Annotated in this window: 13 protein-coding genes; 6 read left to right on the forward strand and 7 right to left on the reverse strand. The window is 67.8% G+C overall.

From position 1 onward, the window contains the following. Positions 1–9: 9 nt before the first annotated feature. On the forward strand, positions 10–1,614 hold the full coding sequence (locus tag POL67_RS11840; protein WP_271917376.1) for a vWA domain-containing protein: 1,605 nt from the start codon (positions 10–12) through the stop codon (positions 1,612–1,614). A gap of 203 nt (positions 1,615–1,817) precedes the next feature. After that, on the forward strand, positions 1,818–2,615 hold the full coding sequence (locus tag POL67_RS11845; protein ID WP_271917377.1) for an STAS domain-containing protein: 798 nt from the start codon (positions 1,818–1,820) through the stop codon (positions 2,613–2,615). Between the two features lie 11 nt (positions 2,616–2,626). Here the strand turns inward: POL67_RS11845 and POL67_RS11850 are convergent, their stop codons facing one another. Beyond that, entirely contained in the window at positions 2,627–4,672 is a 2,046-nt protein-coding gene (locus POL67_RS11850) for an alkyl/aryl-sulfatase (protein WP_271917378.1), read from the reverse strand. Between the two features lie 73 nt (positions 4,673–4,745). Further along, on the reverse strand, positions 4,746–5,666 hold the full coding sequence (locus POL67_RS11855; RefSeq protein WP_271917379.1) for a DMT family transporter: 921 nt from the start codon (positions 5,664–5,666) through the stop codon (positions 4,746–4,748). Positions 5,667–5,742: 76 nt separating this feature from the next. Here POL67_RS11855 and POL67_RS11860 point away from each other — a divergent pair, with 76 nt between their 5' ends. The 4 genes from POL67_RS11860 to POL67_RS11875 all read left to right on the forward strand — a co-directional run bounded on the left by POL67_RS11860 (position 5,743) and on the right by POL67_RS11875 (position 11,295). After that, entirely contained in the window at positions 5,743–6,897 is a 1,155-nt protein-coding gene (locus tag POL67_RS11860) for a trans-sulfuration enzyme family protein (protein ID WP_271917380.1), read from the forward strand. A gap of 57 nt (positions 6,898–6,954) precedes the next feature. After that, positions 6,955–7,992: a phosphotransferase enzyme family protein gene (locus POL67_RS11865; protein WP_271917381.1), complete on the forward strand. Its 1,038-nt coding sequence runs from the start codon at positions 6,955–6,957 to the stop codon at positions 7,990–7,992. Positions 7,993–8,127: 135 nt separating this feature from the next. After that, positions 8,128–10,035 carry a DUF4215 domain-containing protein gene (locus POL67_RS11870; protein WP_271917382.1) on the forward strand — a complete coding sequence of 636 codons (1,908 nt, stop codon included), beginning with the start codon at positions 8,128–8,130 and terminating at the stop codon, positions 10,033–10,035. Positions 10,036–10,224: 189 nt separating this feature from the next. Then, positions 10,225–11,295 (forward strand): monooxygenase, encoded by a 1,071-nt coding sequence (locus POL67_RS11875; RefSeq protein WP_271917383.1) that lies wholly within the window; start codon positions 10,225–10,227, stop codon positions 11,293–11,295. A gap of 45 nt (positions 11,296–11,340) precedes the next feature. Here the strand turns inward: POL67_RS11875 and POL67_RS11880 are convergent, their stop codons facing one another. The 5 genes from POL67_RS11880 to POL67_RS11900 form a co-directional block, all read right to left on the reverse strand. Beyond that, entirely contained in the window at positions 11,341–13,239 is a 1,899-nt protein-coding gene (locus POL67_RS11880) for a M2 family metallopeptidase (protein ID WP_271917384.1), read from the reverse strand. Positions 13,240–13,278: 39 nt separating this feature from the next. After that, a complete protein-coding gene (locus POL67_RS11885; protein ID WP_271917385.1) occupies positions 13,279–13,968 on the reverse strand; it encodes an HAD family hydrolase in 690 nt (229 codons plus the stop codon). Positions 13,969–14,041: 73 nt separating this feature from the next. Beyond that, positions 14,042–14,548 carry a VOC family protein gene (locus POL67_RS11890; RefSeq protein ID WP_271917386.1) on the reverse strand — a complete coding sequence of 169 codons (507 nt, stop codon included), beginning with the start codon at positions 14,546–14,548 and terminating at the stop codon, positions 14,042–14,044. 552 nt (positions 14,549–15,100) lie between these two features. Further along, entirely contained in the window at positions 15,101–15,556 is a 456-nt protein-coding gene (locus POL67_RS11895; protein ID WP_271917387.1) for a hypothetical protein, read from the reverse strand. A gap of 462 nt (positions 15,557–16,018) precedes the next feature. Then, the gene (locus POL67_RS11900) at positions 16,019–18,055 is read right to left on the reverse strand and encodes a TolB family protein (RefSeq protein ID WP_271917388.1); all 2,037 of its coding nucleotides are present in this window, start codon (positions 18,053–18,055) and stop codon (positions 16,019–16,021) included. Position 18,056 lies beyond the last annotated feature (1 nt).

Here is an 18,056-nt window from a genome sequence, read left to right on the forward strand (position 1 = left end):
GAGGTCTTCATGAATCAACGGTCGATGCGCGCGCTCGTCTTCCTTCCCTTGTTGGTGGCTTCGCTCGGCGGGAGCATTGCCGCTTGTCTTGCCGTGGATGACAACGCGAACAGCTCGGGCGGGTTCGACGAGTCGACCGGAGGCGAGCCCGCGGGATCGGTGGGCGTGGGCGGCTTCGGGGGCGGCTTCAATGGGGGGGGCGGCTTCGCTGGGGGGGGCGGCTCGGGCGGATTCTCGGGGGAGCCCCTGCCGGAGGATCCGGTCGCGCCGCCCGCGCAGGGCCCAGACGCGGGCACGGACGCCGCCGCCCCGGAGTTCACCTGTGAAGGGCTCGATTCGTCGAAGCCCGTCGTCCTTTATCTTTCGGCCGACGATTCCAATTCGATGGGCTCTCCCGTCCACGTGCGCGAGCTGCTCGGCACCGGCATCGAGCCGATGGCCCAGGAGATCCGCACGTACGAGTTCCTCAATTATTATCGAATCCAGTACGACGCGCCGCCCGCGGGCAAGCTCGCGTTGTTCCCGGAGCTCGCGAATACCGCGGTCGCGAACGAGCTCGATTTCCAGATCGCCGTGCGCTCGTACGACGCCGTCAAGCCGCGGCGCCCGATGACGGTGACGTTCGTGCTCGATACCTCGGGCTCGATGGGCGGCCCCGGCATCGAGCGCGAGCGGGCGGCGGTGAAGGCCATCGCCGCGAGCCTCCAGGAGGGCGACATCGTCAATGCCGTCACCTGGAACACGAGCAACAACGTGGTGATGGCCGGCCATGCGGTGACGGGGCCGAACGACCCGCAGGTCGTGGCCCTGGCGAACGAGCTCTCGGCGAGCGGCGGGACGGACCTGCACAGCGGCCTCGTCAAAGGCTATGAGCTCGCCGAGCTGAATTATGGTCCGGGGCGGCTGAACCGCGTGGTCCTGATCAGCGACGGCGGGGCGAACGTGGGGCAGACGGACGCCGATTTCATCGGCGAGAAATCGAAGGACGCCGACAAGGAGGGCATTTACCTGGTCGGCGTGGGCACGGGGCCCGGCGGATCGTACGACGATCGGCTGATGGATATCGTGACCGACAAGGGGCGCGGCGCGTACGTTTATCTCGACAGCGTGGGCGAGGCGTCGCGCATGTTCGTCGATCGGTTCGACGAGACCATGGAGATTGCGGCGCGCGGCGTGCAGGTCGAGCTGACGATGCCGTGGTACTTCCAGATGCACAAGTTCTACGGCGAGGAGTATTCGGAGAACCCCGAGGAGGTCGAGCCGCAGCACCTCGCGCCGAGCGACGCGATGATCTTCAATCAGGTGCTGAAGGCCTGCGACCCGGCGCAGATCGTCGCGACCGACACGATCACCGTGCGGGCGCGCTGGAAGACGCCGCTCACGTACCTCGACCAGGAGACCGAGGTGACGACGACGGTGGGGGAGCTGCTCGCGGCGCAGAAGGCGGGGCTGCCCAAGGCCAAGGCCATCGTCGCGTTCGCCGAGGCGCTGAAGTCGCCGACGGGGCAAAACCTCGCCGACGCGTATGCGCTGGCGAGCGCGGCGAACGTGAGCGGCAACGATCCCGAGCTTCTCGAGATCGTGAGCCTCATTCAGAAGCACCCGCAGTACTGATGCCCGCGCAGCGACCTTAGGGCTTCTCCCGACGGCATAGAGGCCCTTGCGTAGGGCCTCCAGCCATTCGCTCCTACACGCCCACGTCCATTTACTGCTTTGCCAGGTTCGCCGCTGTCAGGGGCATGGCGCTGGGTATATGTCCATGGTACCCCCTGAGACCATTACAATTCGATCGGCTTTTTCGGCCGGCGGAGGGTGGCATGGACGGTGGTGGAGTCGACCGCGGACCTGCTGCAGAGGCGGCCATTTTGCGCTCGTTGCTCGATAACCTGGACGTCGTCGTCTGGGCCATCGACCCTCAGGGGTACATGACGTTCCACGACGGGAAAGCCGCGCGGAGCGAGGGCGATCTGACCGGGAAAAACGTCCACGATCTCTATCCCCCCGAGGCCAACGTGTGGCTGAACCGCGCGCTCCAGGGCGAGGCGCACCGCAAGATCACGGAGCCCGCGCCGGGCCATTTTTGGGAGAGCTGGTATACGCCGGTCAAGGACGAGAACGGGACGGTGACCGGCGTGATCGGGATGTCGATCGACGTCTCCGAGGCGCAAAAGGCGCAACGCGAGCTTACGCAGAAGCTCGAGGTGATCGAGCGGCAGCAGGACGTGATCCGGAACCTGGAGACGCCGGTGCTCGAGGTATGGGACGGCGTGATCGCGCTGCCGCTCGTGGGAATCATCGATTCGAGCCGCGCCGCGCGGGTGATGAGCGATCTGCTCGGTGCTGTCTCGCGCACGAACGCCCGTTTCGTGCTGCTCGATTTGACCGGCGTCGACGTCGTGGATACGGCGACGGCGAACTACCTCATCGGCATGGTGCGCGCGATCGGGCTCCTCGGCGCGTGCGGGGTCATCACGGGCATCCGGTCGAACGTGGCGCAGACGATCGTGTCGATTGGAATGGATCTCTCGTCGTTGAAGACGCTCGGGACCCTGCGGCAGGGGCTTTCGTATTGCATCCGGCAAATGGCGGCGCAGAAGAAGGAGCCGGCGTTCTGACGGACGCTGCTTCAACAGCCCTTGGGCAGCTCCGCGAGGAAGCGGCGGAGTCGGCTCATCCCCTCGTGCTCGACGAGCTCGGCCTCGGACGACGTGGGGTCGCTCGGAGGTTTTCGGTCTTTGCCCTTCCATGCCGCCTCGATGTCCGGCCTCGGCGTGACGATGGGGAATGCGGGGTCGCCATCGTCGAGCAGCAGCAAGAAATCGAGAAATTTGCCGACGCGCCCTTCGAGCCGGACCTTCTGCGTCGTGACGGCTTCGCGGAACGAGAGCTGTCCGAGCAGGACCGCGTCGAACGTGCTGCGCGTCGTCGTCACCGTCACGTCCGCGCCGGCACGCGTGTGCGCCACGTAGCTCAGGGCCCCGTTCGATACCTCCACGGCGTAGTGCTGATCGGTATCCGTGAAACTCCAGTTCATCAGGATGGGATCCCGCGCCTGCGGGCCCATCAGGCGCGCGCCGAGCGAATCGAAGATCATGTCGAGCGTCATCGCGGAGAACATGCTCGCGTCGGTTGACGGCGCGTCCGAGGGGATCACCACGCCTTCGCGCAGCTCCTGCGCGCCCATCAGGTAGAAGTTCCTCCACGGTCCGGCCTCGGCCTGGTAGCCGAGCTGCTCGAGGGTGTTTGCCAGGAGGTCTTTCGCCTTCGTGTTCGTCGGATCGTGGAAGACCACCTTGTCGAGGAGCTCGGCCGCCCAGCGGTATTCGCCCTTGTCGAACGCGGCGCCGGCCGCGTCGATGACCTTGGAGGCGCCGCCCATGAGCTCCACGTATTTCGAGCTGCTCCGCTCGGGCGGGAGCGGGTGGAGGCGTGCCGGGGTGCCGTCGAACCAGCCCATGTACCGGTCGTAAACGCCCTTCACGTTGTGGTTGACCGTGCCGTAATAGCCGCGGGTGAACCATTCCCGGGCGATGCTTTGCGGCATCTCGAAGACCTCGGCGATCTCGATGCCCGTGTAGCCCTTGTTGAGCATTCGCAGCGTCTGGTCGTTCAGGTAACGATACATGTCGCGCTGCTTGGAGAGGAACGAGGCGATCCTTTCCTGACCCCAGCGCGGCCAGTGGTGTTGCGCGAAGAGCACGTCGGTCTTGTCCCCGAAGAGGTCGAGCGCCTGGCCGAGGTATTTCGACCATTCGAGCGCGTCACGGACGCGCGCGCCCCGGAGTGTCTGGATGTTGTGCATCGTGTGTGTGGCGTTCTCCGCTGCGCAGAACACACGGTGATCCGGGAAGTAGAAGTCGAACTCGGCCGGCGCTTCGGCGCCCGGCGTCATGTGGAACTCGATGCGAACCCCGTCGAGCTCGATCGTGTCGCCGGTCAGCGAGATGGTTTTCGTCGGCGCGATGATCGAGATCCGGCCGACGGACTGGCCCTTGGCGAGGCCCGAGTCGACCTGGCCCCGGGGACCCGCCACGAGATACGGGCCGTACATATACTGCGCCCGGCGGATCATCGCGACGCCCGCATACACGTTCTCGCTGACGGCGTGCTCGAGGAAGCCCGCCGGGGCGACGATTTCGACCCGGTTGGCGCGGACGTCCTCGGGATCGACGACGCCGCACACGCCGCCGAAATGGTCCACGTGGCTGTGCGTGTAAATGATGGCCTTGACCCTCACGTCGGGGCGCTTGCGGAGCTCGCGGTAGAGGCGGAGCGCGTCGGCGGCGCACTCGCAGGAGATCAGCGGATCGATGAGGATGAGGCCCTCGGCGCCCTCGATGATGGTCATGTTCGACATGTCGAACGCGCGGACCTGGTAAAACCCCTCGGTGACCTTGAAGAGGCCGTTCATCGTGTTCAGCCTGGCCTGGCGCCACAGGCTCGGGTTTACCGTGGGCGGGCACGGGGCGTCGCGCGTTTGATCCACATAAGGCGCGAGGGTCCAGACGGTCTTGCCTTTCTCGTTCGTGATCTGGAGCGGAGGGTTCCACGTCCCGAGGTAACCGCGGCTCGCGTCCTCGAAATCCGCCGTGTCGTCGAAAGGGAGGCTGTTCAACACCGCCGCATTCGCGTCGGTCGTGTATTGGGAGGCGTCTCGGGGTTCCGTGGACATCGTTCCCATTCCTTTCGACGACCTGGTTCGCAAGGGGCATACCAGGCGTCGAAAGGCTTTATCCGAGGGAACGTTATGCTCGTTTGACGGCCTCCCGCCTTCGCAACGCGAGGAGCACGCCCGTCGCGAGCATGGCGCCCGCGAGGGCGATTCGCGGCGTGAGGTGTTCGCCGAGGAGGAGCACGCTGCCCGCCGTCGCGAGGACGGGGACGAGGAGCTGCACGACGGCGGCGCGAATGGCCGTGAGGCGCGGGAGCGCCGCATACCAGAGGCTATAACCGACCCCGGAGGCGAGGGCGCCCGACGCGACGGCGAGGAGGAGGCCCCGCGGGGAGGCGCGCGGGATTTCGAGGAAACACGCGCTCGCCAGGGAAAGCGCGAGGGTGAGCGGGACGGCGCGGACGAAATTGTCGGCGGTCGCGGCGAGGGGGTTTGGGGGTGTAGCTCGGCTTGTCCGAGCGGAGCCCCCAAGCGTTGAATGATTTTCAGCGGAGCGGCCCCGGAGCGAATAAAGGCCCCACGCGACGCCCGCCGTCGCCATGAGGAGAGCACCCACGGGATCGGGCGCGGTGGCCCCCGGCGCGGCGAGGACGAGCAGACCGCCGAGGGCGAGCACGAGGCCGATCCATCCGCTCACGGAAGGGCGTTCGCCCCGTAGCAGGCCCGCGCCGAGCATGGTCGTCTGGACACACCCGAAGAGGACCAGCGCGCCGATGCCGGCGCCAATACGGACGTATGCGAGGGAAAAACCCGCCGCATAAGCGAAGAGCGCGAAAGCCGAGCGAAAGGTGCCCTGGTGAGGGCGAGCACCCCGGGCGAGGAGGAGGAGCACGAGCGTCGCCGCGCCCGAGGCGAGGCGCACGGTGGTGAACGTGGCGGGATCGATGCGCGTGGCGCCATCGGCGAGGGCCGCGCGGCAAAGCAAGGAGTTCCCGGCGAAACCGAGGAGCGCGAGGCATACGAGGAGCGGGACGGGAATACGGCCGGGCGGCATCGTGGGAGGAGCGTAAACGAAAAGAGGCCGGGCGTCCTCGGAGATTCAGGGTAGAGTGGGGGCGTCGAGGAGGCCCATGCGGCACGATTCCACAGGACGAACGTTCGCCCCGGAGAGCATTGCGGCGCAGGCGCTCGGATGGGTGGATGCGGAGACGCGCGCGATCGTATCGCCGATTCACCCGTCGACGACCTTTCTGCGCGATCCGGACAATCAATACCGGTCAGGCAGGGTGTACGGTCGATCGGACAATCCCACGTTCGATCAGGCCGAGGCACTCGTCACGTCCCTCGAAGGCGGGGCATCGAGCATGCTCTTTGCCTCGGGAATGGCAGCGGCAACGGCGGTCTTTTTGAGCCTTTCGCCCGGCGACCACGTCGTCGTACCGGAGGTGATGTACTGGTCTTTGCGGAGCTGGATATGTGGCCCGGGAGAGCGGCTCGGGCTCCGGGCGTCGGTCGTGGACATGTCGAACCCGGAGAAGGTCGCGGCCGCGATCGAGCCGGACAAGACGCGGCTCGTGTGGGTGGAGACGCCCGCGAATCCCCTCTGGGGCGTGACGGACATCGCCGAGGTGTCGCGGCTCGCGCACGCGGCGGGGGCGCTCGTCTGCGTGGACTCGACGTCGGCGACGCCGGTCCTGACGCGGCCGCTCGCGTGGGGCGCGGATTTCGTGATGCATTCGGCGACGAAATATCTGAATGGTCACTCCGACGTGCTCGCCGGGACCTTGACGGCGGCGCGGACGGGTGAATTCTGGGAGCGCGTGCGCGCCACGCGGTCGCAGGTCGGCAGCATCGCGGGTCCCTTCGAGGCCTGGCTGCTCGTGCGAGGCATGCGGACCTTGTTCCTGCGGGTGCGGGCGGCGTCGAAGAGCGCGCTCGCGATCGCCGAGCACCTGGAACCGCATCCGCGGGTGCTCTCCGTGATGTACCCGGGGTTGTCCTCGTTCCCTACGCACGTGGTGGCAGCGCGGCAGATGGACGGGGGGTTCGGCGGGATGCTGTCGGTGCGGATCCGGGGCGGCGAGGAGGCGGCGGTGCGGGTCGCGTCGCGCGTGTCGCTCTGGAAACGCGCGACGTCGCTCGGCGGCGTGGAGAGCCTCATCGAACATCGATCGAGCGTGGAAGGACCGGACTCGCCGGTGCCGCGGGATCTGCTCAGGCTCTCGGTGGGGATCGAGGCGGCCGCGGATCTGATCGCGGATCTCGATCAAGCGCTCGCGCTCTAGCAGCCGGCTAGCGCGGTTCTTGTCGAAAAACGTCTCTCGGTGCATCCTCGCGCGCCGATGGAGACGATTCCCTCCTGGATCCTCGCCCGCTTTCGTGACCTCGATCAAAGGCCCCACGCGCCCCACGGCGGGGGCCTCATCAACCGCACGTTCCTCGTCGAGGGGCGCGCGGGGAAGGTCATCGTGCAGCGGCTGCACCCCGTGTTCGCGGGGGTGGTGAACGAGGACATCGACGCTGTGACGGCGCACCTCGCGGCCAAGGGCCTGATGACGCCGCGGCCTCTGCGCACCGATGACGGCGCGTTATGGGTCGACGACGAGGAGGGGCGGGCCTGGCGCGCGCTCTCGTACGTGGAAGGGCAGAGCCACGACCGCGTGCCGAGCCTGAGCTTCGCGCGCGAGGCGGGCCGCATGGTGGCGCGGTTTCACGCGGCCGTTGCCGATCTCGCATACGACTACCGGCATGTGCGGGCTGGGGTGCACGACACGAAAAAACACCTCGCCACGCTGGAAGCGGCGCTCGATGCGCACACGGGGCATCGGCTGTTCGGCGAGGTCGAGCCGCTCGCGCGGCGGCTGCTCGCCGAGGCCGCGCGGCTGCCGGATCTCGAGCGGCTCCCGCTTCGGCACGTGCATGGAGATCTCAAAATATCGAATCTCTTGTTCCAGGGTGAACAGGCGGTGTGTCTCGTGGATCTGGACACACTCGGCCGGATGATCTGGCCCTTCGAGATGGGGGACGCGCTCCGCTCGTGGTGCAATCCGGCGGGCGAGGACGTGGCGCACGTGGCGATCGACGCGGGCACGTTTGGCGCGGCGCTCGCGGGGTATGGCGAGGTCGCGCGGGGGGCGGGGCTCGTGTCGGCGGAGGAGGCGGGGGCGATCGTGGATGGGCTCGCGACGATATGCCTGGAGCTCTCGGCGCGGTTTCTCGCGGATGCGCTGCGCGAGGCGTACTTCGGCTTCGACGCGCGGCGATTCCCGGCCCGGGGCGAGCATAACCTGGTGCGCGGCCGCGGACAACTCGCGCTCTTCGACAGCGTACAAGCACGACGCACGGAGCTCGAGCACGTCGCGCGCGCGGCGCTGGACTGAGCTGAGACACCGGCCGGGTTCGTCCCGCTGGGAGTTTTTGACCAGACGAAGAACTCTGCTCTTGCCGCGGAGGCGGATTCATGATCGTTTTCCCCCCAGTATTTGATGGTCCATCGTGGGCGCGTGGAGGAGAGGATGATCAAGCGCGGGTTCTTCGGGGTGATGTGTATCGGCGCGCTGCTCGGAGGGACGAGCAGCGCCCACGCCGTGCCCATCACGCAAAACACCGATCCCCACACGACCGGCCTTGGGATCTCGACCGCATGTGGCGACGGCCTGAGCACGTCCCAAAGCTCCTATTATCGCGTGTTCGATCTGTACGGCCTCGGCATTCCCGCGAGCGGGATCCGCAGCGTGCAGTTCGGCGTCGACGCGCTGTTCAACGGCCCGCTGGTGCTCCGCGTCAGGTTCTACACGCTCGCCTCGACGCTCGAGGTGGCGAATCTCGTCCCGATCGGGGAGCCCGCCTTCGTGATGGTCCCGTCGCAGCAGGGGACGCTGGTGACCGTCCCCCTCGACCCGAACGTCTCCTTCGATACGCAGGATCCGATCGTCGTCGAGATCTTCGTGCCGAATGGCCAGGCGACCGGCACCGCCTTTTACATCGGCTCGAACGCGGCCGGCCAATCGGCGCCGGGTTACGTCCGCGCGCCCGACTGTGTCGGCATGGAGGAGATCACGGATCTCGCGGCGCTCGGCAATACGAACATGCACATCGTCATGACGCTCGACGTCGGCGCCTGCGGCGACGGCACGGTCGAGACCGCGGCCGGCGAGGTCTGCGACGACCACAATACGGTGAGCGGCGACGGCTGCGACGCGAACTGCAAGCCGACGGGCTGCGGCAACGGCGTGAAGACCGGCGCCGAGTTGTGCGACGACGGCAATACGGTGAGCGGCGACGGCTGCGACGCGAACTGCAAGCCGACGGGCTGCGGCAACGGCGTCCTTACGAACGGCGAGGCGTGCGACGACGGCAATACGGTGAGCGGCGACGGCTGCGACGCGAACTGCAAGCCGACGGGCTGCGGCAACGGCGTGAAGGCCGGCGCCGAGGCGTGCGACGACGGCAATACGGTGAGCGGGGACGGCTGCGACGCGAACTGCACGGTGACAGGCTGCGGCAACGGCATCGTGACGGGCGGCGAGCTCTGCGACGACGGCAACACCGTGGGCGGCGATGGCTGCGACGGCAACTGCTTCAACCCGGCCTGCGGCAACGGGTTCGTCGGCGTCGGCGAGGCGTGCGACGACGGCAACGATGTGAGCGGGGACGGCTGCGACGTGAACTGCACGGCGACGGCCTGCGGCAACGGCGTGCTCACGGCCGACGAGGTCTGCGAGGACGGCAATACGGTCGACGGCGACGGGTGTGATTCGAACTGCACGTCGAGCTTCTGCGGCAACGGCATCCAGACGGCGGCCGAGGAGTGCGACGACGGCAACACGACGGACGGCGACGGCTGTGATTCGAACTGCAAGCTGCCGGCCTGCGGGAATGCGATCGTCAACGAGGGCGAGACCTGCGACGACGGCAACAAGAGCGACGGCGACGGCTGCGATTCGGACTGCTCGGTGACGGCCTGCGGCAACGGCATCGTGACGCTCGGCGAGGAATGCGACGACGGCAACGACGTCGACGGTGATGGCTGCGACACGACCTGCACGTCGACGGCGTGTGGCAACGGCACGAGGACCGAAGGCGAGGCCTGCGACGACGGCAACGACGTGGACGGCGACGGCTGCGACACGAACTGCACGGCGACGGGCTGCGGCAATGGCGTCGAGACCGAGGGCGAGGCCTGCGACGACGGCAACACGACGGACGGCGACGGCTGTTCGGCGACGTGTCAGCTCGAGTCGAATGGGGAGGGCGGGGGCGGCGCGGCGGGCGCCGGCGGCGGCACGGCTGTCGAGGGCGGCTGCAACTGCAGCGTCGCGGGCGCGAGCGACACGAGGACCTCGGTGGGCCTCTTCGGCGCGCTCTTCGCGGCCCTGCTCGTACCCTTCCGGCGTCGTCGTCGGGCGCCGTCGGGCCCGTGACGCCGCCCGCGCCGTGAGCCCCCTTGCCCGCGTTCGTCTCCCCGCACCCCTTCCGCATTAAAAAACTACGCCCATTGCGGAAGCGCAGCCCTCGGGCTCGGTTTCGCGAAAAAACATGGACGCCGCCGTCGGCCCCGGGCTATCCTCGCTTTTGCGCGCACTCCTTGCCGTGACGAAAGCGAGATTCCCATGAGAATGCTTCTTCCCCTCGTCGCAATTTCTTTGGCAATCGTTGGTTGCTCCAGCTCCGGGAACGTCGACCTCGGGGCGGGTGCTGCTGGGCCCGGCGGGGCGGGCGGGAGCGGGGGGAGCGGTGGCGGCGGCACCGGGGGCGGCGGCGGCAGCGGCGGCAGCGGCGGCGGGACGACGTCGTATACCGTGACGTTCGACCCCGTGAAGGTGGCGCCGGGGACCGAGCACACGCAATGCGTGGTGAAGCGGCTCGGCAACGACGTGCTCGAGCGCATCCACGAGATTCGCAACGTGCTGCCGACGGGCTCGCATCACCTCATCGTGTACCGGACGAACGACACGGTGGAGCAGCTCGAGCCGTTCGATTGCCAGCCCTTCGCCGACACGCTGGACCCGTCGAAGGGCGCGCCGGTGATGATCACGCAAAAACACGAGGACACGCTGACCCTGCCGGACGGGGTGGCGTTCACGATGCAGCCGAACCAGATGGTGCGGCTCGAAATGCATTACCTCAATGCGTCGCTGTCCGAGATCGACGTGTCGGCGACATCGACGTTCTACACGATGAAGGAAGCCGACTTCAAGGACGAGGCCGATTTCCTCTTCATCGGCAACCCCGACATCAACATCGCGCCGCATACGAAGGCGACGCTCGGGCCGACGTTCCTGCCGCTGCCCGCGGACCTCGTGGGCTCGAAGTTCTTCGGAATCACCGGGCACACGCACCAATGGGGCAAGGACGTGACCGTGTCGTGGGCGCCGTCGAAGAACGGGGCGGATACCACGGTGTACGACGTCGATGGATGGCTCTGGAGCGAGCCGCCGACCGTGGTTCACGATCCGCCGTTCCAGGTGCCCGAAGGCGGGGGCTTCCGGTTCACGTGCTCCTGGGACAACCAGAGCAGCCAGCAGGTGGGCTTCGGGGAGTCGGCGAACGACGAGATGTGCTTCTTCTGGGCCTACTACTACCCGAGCAAGGGGTCGCGCGTCTGCGCGCACACGGACCAGGTCGGGGGCGGCATGGACATCTGCTGCCCGGGCAATCAGCTCTGCGGATTGCTCTTCTGAGCCTTCCCGGGGGACGCGCACGCGCACGTCCCCCGGCCTTCCCCTTCACCAGCCGCAGGTCTCGCCCTTGCTCTCCTCGCGGATGAACTTCCGCAGGGGCTCGAAGTATTCGAGGATCGCGCTCGCGTCGCCCTGCGTCTCGCCCGAGATCGCCTTCATCGCCTCCGGCCAGGGCTTGCTCGCGCCCATCGCCAGCATCGCCTTCAGTTTGTCGCCCGCCGCCTTGTTGCCGTAAATCGAGCAGGTGTGGAGCGGGCCCGTGTGGCCAGCCGCCTTGCAGAGCGCGCGGTGGAACTGGAACTGGTAGATGTGCGCCAGGAAGTACCGCGTGTACGGCGTGCCGCCGGGGACGTGGAACTTCGCGCCGGGATCGAAATCCTTTTCGCTGCGCGGGACCGGCGCCGCGACGCCCTGGTATTTCTGGCGCAGGTTCCACCAGGCCTCGTTGTACTTGCCCGTCGGCGTCTTGCCCGCGAAGACGTCCCAGCGCCATTGATCGATGAGCTTGCCGAACGGGAGGAACGCGATCTTCGCGAGCGCCTGCTTCATGAGGAAGTTCGTCTCGGCCTTCGGGTTCTGCGGCGCGTCCTTGAGCAGGCCGATCGTCTTCAGATACCCCGGCGTCACGCTGAGCGCGATCGTGTCGCCAATGCCCTCGTGGAAGCCGTCGTTGGCGCCCGATTGGAAGAGGACCGGAAGGGTGTAGTAGTAGGCGTAGTAGTAGTTGTGCCCGAGCTCGTGGTGGATGGTGATGAAATCCTCCTCCTTGGGCTCGATGCACATCTTGATGCGAATGTCGCCGCCGTAGGTGACGTCCCAGGCGCTCGCGTGGCAGACGACCTCGCGGTCGCGCGGGCGGACGAACATGGAGCGCTCCCAGAACGTCTTCGGCAAGGAATCGAGGCCGAGCGAGGTGAAGAACCGCTCGCCCATCTTGACCATTTCAATGGGGTCGACCTTCTTGTCGACGAGCGCCTTCGTGACGTCGATCGAGGCCTCCTTCGGGTACGGCGTGACGAGGTCGTAGAGGTTCGACCAGTCCTGCGCCCACATGTTGCCGAGCAGGTGCGCCGGGATCGGGGCCTTGTCGCCGATCTTGTCCTTGCCATAGACCTTGCGGAGCTTCGAGCGGACGAGGCAATGCAGCTCGTCGTAGAGGGGTTTGACCTGGTTCCAGAGGCGCTCGGTGTCGGCCTCGAAGGCCTCGGGCGTCATGTCGTAGCCGGAGCGCCAGAGCGCGCCCACGTCCGAGAAGCCAATCGAGCGCGCGCCCTCGTTGCCGAGCTCGACGTACCGCGTGTACCGCTCGCGAAGCGGAGGCGCGATCGAATGCCAGCCCGTCCAGGCGTCGAGCAGCTCGTCGTACTTGCGGCTCTTCGCCATGATGTTGGAGAGCTCGTCGAGGTTCTGGCATTTGCCGCCGAGCCGCGCGGGGCAATACTTGCCCTTGCCGTAATCGGCCTCCATCGAGACGGCGATCTGCGCGAGCTCGGCGCGCTTCTTCGCATCCGCAGGGGCGGGCAGGGTGGTCGAGAGCTTGATGAGCTTGAGCTGGCGCGCCACAGGCTCGGGCAGCGTCAGGCCGTCGAAGCGCGTCGCGCCCGTGATCGCCGTGCCGAGGTATTCCATGTTGGCTTCCTCGGCCGCCGCCGAGATCGCCGTCGTATCGTCCGTGATGTACGTCTTGTTGACCCAGGCCGCGCGCGCCGAGGCGGTCCAGAGTTTCTTGAGGTCGTCGTTGACACGGATCGCGAACCCCTGCGCCTCCTCGACCGTCGCCGGCTTTTCGCCCGCGGCCGCCTGGGTTTGCCCCGGCGTGGTCGTGGCCACCGCCGACGCCGTGGTCGGCGTGGGCGGCGGCGGCGCAGAGCTACACGCGAAGACAGTCGCGGCGAGCGCGAGGGGGCAGGCGAGGGCGAGGGAGGCGTAGGGGCGTTGTTTCATGAACCGGGCTCCAAGGTTCTGCCCGGTATAATCCGGAAACTAGGCGTCCGGGAAGAGTATTGCGAAGGCACCCGGCGAAAGAAGATTGTCGCAGACGAACGTGGCGCCGGCCTCGCGGAGTGCTTCCGGGACGAACCTGCCCGTCGCGACGGCGAGCGACTCGGCGCCGATGGCGCGGGCCGCCGCGATGTCCTTGGGTGTGTCGCCGATGATGACGACGCGGCAATCGTCCCGGCCCTTGCCGAGCCGCTCGGCGCCGCGCCGGGCGCCCGCGTCGAGCAAGGCCGCGCGGTCCTCGTGGTCGCAGCCGAAACCGCCAAAGGAGAAACGATCGAAGAGGCTCGCGCGGTCGAGCTTGATCCGGGCGCCGTCCCGAACATTGCCGGTGCCGAGGCCGAGCGCGATGTGGGGCTGTTCGGCGGCGCGATCGAGGACGCGGTCGATGCCGGGGTGGGTGATGTACCCGGTGGAGGCGGCGACCTCGGCGACGAGGGCCTCGAGGTAGGCAACGAGGACACGATCGATCGCCGCGTCGTCGACGCTCGCGCCGACGGCGTCGAGGCCGCGGCGGACGATGGCGCGGTCGGTCATGCCGTCGAAGGAGAAGTGCGCGCACGCATCGGCCCGGCCGGTGACACCCTCGAAGGCGCGGTCCATGGAGCGACGGCCCGCGCCGCCCGTGTCGATGAGGGTGCCGTCGATGTCGAAGAGGAGGATGGTGGGATGCACGGGCGGAGTATGGCAGAGCCGACGGATCGTGCTGCCCGCGGCGTGCGGCCGGTCGATCGGAGAGGCGCGCGTCTCAGGCGCGGCCGGCGCGCCGCGCGAGCTCGTGCAGGTCGGGGGCGCCGATCGGGAGGTCGCCCGTGAAGCCCCTGCAGGTGAGCTCGAGGTGGTTGCCGAAGGGGTCGTAGAAATAAAGGGACGCGTGTCCGGGCGGGCCGAGCCGGCGTGGTCCCTCGGTGGCGACGCCGTTTGCTTCGAGGGCCTGCTTCATCGGGACGATGTCCTCGGGCGCGACGGCGAACGCGATGTGCGGGTGGTCCTGCGTGGGCGAGGGCCATCCGTGTCCTTGCGGGAAGAGGTCGATGCGGGCGGAGCCGAGCTCGACCGTGATGTGGATGCTGCGCGCGACGTCGCCGCTGCGGCCAAGCGAGGCGAGGAGCTCGGGCGTGACGCGCATGAGGACCTTCGCGCCGAGGAGGCCGACGTAAAAACGCTCGGCGACGGCGAGATCCCCGACGGGCAACGTGAGGTGATCGATTCCCTGGATGCGGCCCGCGAAGGGGCCCTTTTCTACATCGCTCATGAGGATGACCTCCGCGAAGGCCCCTCGTGAAGCAAGGGGAGGGCCAGGTCCGATCGGTTTCATGCGGTCGCGAGGCTCGGCCCTCGTGGACATACGTCGTGGGAAGGCGAGGGCATCCCCCCGAAGGCCGGTCGACAGGGCATGGACGGGATGGCCTTGCTCCCCGTGCCTGCTCGATGGGACGTCGGGGTGAAGGCGACCATGTCGATGTGCGGTCGACAGGGCGTGGGGGGTGAAGGCGACCATGTCGATGTGCGGTCGACAGGGCGTGGGGGGTGAAGGCGACCATGTCGATGTGCGGTCGACAGGGCGTGGGGGGTGAAGGCGACCATGTCGATGTGCGGTCGACAGGGCGTGGGGGTGAAGGCGACCATGTCGATGTGCGGTCGACAGGGCGTGGGGGTGAAGGCGACCATGTCGATGTGCGGTCGACAGGGCGTGGGGGTGAAGGCGACCATCTCGATGGCCTGTCGACAGGGCGTGGCCCCGGCCCCGGGCGTCGAGACAGCGCCGGGGCCCTTTCATTTCAGGGGCCGAGCATGGCAGGGAGAATCAGGATTCGGGGGGCGGCGTTTCGCGCGGCGGGGAGGATACGGAAAGCGTGAAGCTCGGGTTGGTGAACGTGCCGATCCACACGCGGTACGTGCCGAGCCCCGGGTTCTCGATGTCGAGCTGCGACTGGAAATCCTGCGGGCTGGCGTCGTCGTTGCAACGGTACGATCCATCGGGGAGCTGAACGATCAGCACCGTGTCGGAGGGCGGTGGCGATTCGATCCGCAGCCGCAGGGACGGCCGCTCCGTATCCACTTGCACCTCGAAGTTGGCCTCCTCCCCAACGAAGCCCGCGCAGCCCTCCAGGAGCTCCGAAGCCGGCTTGGCGCCGATCGCGATGCCCGTCGCGCTCCCACTTCCATCGGGTCCCAGGGGCAAAGGACGCGGCTGGGCGTTCACCGACGCCGCAACCAGCCATGCCGCCGCCATTGCCATACCCATCGCAATTGCTTTCATGGGGATCCCTCCTTCTGTCCCCGTGAATAAGCAATGGTTGCGCCAGGACGAAATGGGCACGGCCGGTGCAACGGGCGCGCGCGATGCGCAGCGCCGTGACACGGGGTCGTGCGTCGTGGGAGGGCGCCCGCGCCGGGGCGCTGCCCCGGACCCCGCGGGGGGCTGTCCGCCCCCTCGACCCCGGACCAGGCACAGCCTGGACCGAGGCTTGAAAAACTGCGCTTCGCGCAGTTTTTCAAACAGGCCGACGAAGAACCCAGGTTGCCAGCAGAACCCGCAGCGCGGCTGTCTCGGTTGGCAGGGTCGCTGTTGGTCTTGAACGGGCCTGTTCGATGAACTGCGCGCCGCGCAGTTCATCGAGCTTGGGTCCAGCCCCTGGCTGGTCCGGGGTGGAGGGGGCGGATAGCCCCCTCCTGGGGCCTGGGGCAAAGCCCCAGCTCCGCGCCGGGGGAGGTCAGGCGCTCACTTCGGCGGCTTTTGCGCGCAGAAGCCGTCGATGCACTCGTCGACCGGGTTGCAGCAGTCGGCCTTCGTGGTGCAGGCGTTGCCGGTCTCGGAGCAGGAGCCTGGAGGCGGGGGCTCGCCGCAGACGTACGCGCCGCTCGCCGGGTCCTTGACGCACTGGCCGCCGCAGCAATCGGCGCCCGTGACGCAGCCCTGGCCCTGCGCCTTGCAGGGCTCCTGCGCCATGTACGCGTTCTCGGAGAGGCCGCAGCTCTCCTGGCCCCGCATGTAGAAGGGCGGGTGCGAGGGATCCCCGGCCGTCGGCGGGTCGTCGATCGCCGTCATCCAGAGCTGCTGGCGGTTCGTGCTGACCATGGTGTTGCCGTAGTCGCGGCGCGAGATGAAGACGAGCCAGTAGTACCCGCCGGCGCGCTGGGGCGCGAAGACGGGGTTGAAGCTCTTGTTGTCGCTGCCGGCGATGGCGAGCTTCTTCAGCTCGCTGCCGTCGTTCTTGACGAGCCAGAGGTCGCCGTTGCCCGTCGAGCGCGAGCCGAGCGTGGGGCGGCCGAACGCGATGTACTGGCTGTCGGAGGTGAAGCTCGGGTACGCCGGGCGGCCCTGGCCGCCGGCCTGCTGGACGATGGGATGGACGTTGCTGACCGAGATGCCGTCCGCCGCGACGTCGCCGGTGGCGAGGTAGCCGCTCGTGGCGTCGAAGACCCAGCCGCCGCCGCCGAGGCCGCAGATGGCCGCGACCTTGTTCCCGTCGGGCGACCACGCGGGCTCGCCGCAGCCGTTGCCCATGGCGTTGGGGTTGAGGACGGCGCCGCCCGCGGCGCTGACGATGCGCAGGATGGAGTTGCTCGGGTTCGAGGCCGCGTCGTTGCTGACGAGGATCTTGTCGCCCGTCTGGTTGAAGGCGCTGAAGGTGCCGCCGAGGCCGGAGTTCGGCTGGATCGCGCCGTACTGCGCCGGGACCTGCGCCAGATCGATCGTGAACTGCGGGAAGGGCAGGTTGCTGTCGAGCGTGGCCATCATGGTCTGGCCGTTGCGGCTGACGGAGTGGCAGCCATAACAGCCGCCGGGATTGAAGAACTCCTCGGGCGTGGCGGAGTCGGGCTTGATCTTGAGGATGCGGCCGTTCTCACCGCCGCCGCAGACGCCGGGCAGCTCCCAGTAGTACACGGCGCCGCGGACGCGGCCCTGCGCGACGTGCCAGACCTGGCTCGTGGGCGCATACGCGCCGCCGCCGGGCGCGAGGCGCGAGAGCTGGACCATGACCGGGTCGCTCTGCGAGCCGGTGCCGGAGGCGCCGATGTTCTCCCAGTCCTTCTGGTCCATCAGAAACCGAGCCGGCGCGCCCGTCTGGAAGTACGTCACGTACTCCATGTGCTTCTCGGTGATCTTGAGGCGGTAGATCTCGGGGCCGCCGACGCCGTTCCACTGGAGCTCGGGCGCGAGGACGCCGAGCGGGAAGACGGTGTCGTGGTACGGGTAGACGATCTGCACGCCCGGATCGGGGCCGATGGGGGTGTCGAAGGCCGCCATCTGCGCAGGCGGGAGGCCTGCCGTGTTGACGGTCTTCTTGACGTTGACCGTGACGTTGGTGCTCGCCTCGGCCATGTTGAGCTTCGCCGTGAGGACGCCGGTGCCGCCGACGTTGCCGGTCGGCACGAAGGTCGCGCTGGTGACGTCGCCGATGTCCGGCCGCTCGTAGACCCACGAGACCTGGTTCGTCACATCCTGGCCGTCGAGGGTCTTCACCGTGAAGACCTGCGTCGGCTTGTTGAGGTCGATGACGTTGAGCGTGGGATTCAGGGGCGCGATGATGAGCTGCTGGCCGTTCGGCGTGCCCCCATTGCCACCCATGCCGCAGTTGAACAGGCAGCCGCCGTCGCCGCCCGTTCCGCCTTGCGTGTTGCCGCCGGTGTCCGAATTGCCGGCGTCGCCACCGTCGCCGCCCGAGCTGTTTCCGCCGGTGGCGCCGCAACCGTAGGCGAACATCGCCACGCCGAGCGTGCTCACGAAACCAAGAAATGCGAAGCGTCTGCGCATG

The sequence above is a fragment of the Polyangium mundeleinium genome (genome assembly GCF_028369105.1).
Taxonomy (GTDB): domain Bacteria; phylum Myxococcota_A; class Polyangia; order Polyangiales; family Polyangiaceae; genus Polyangium; species Polyangium mundeleinium.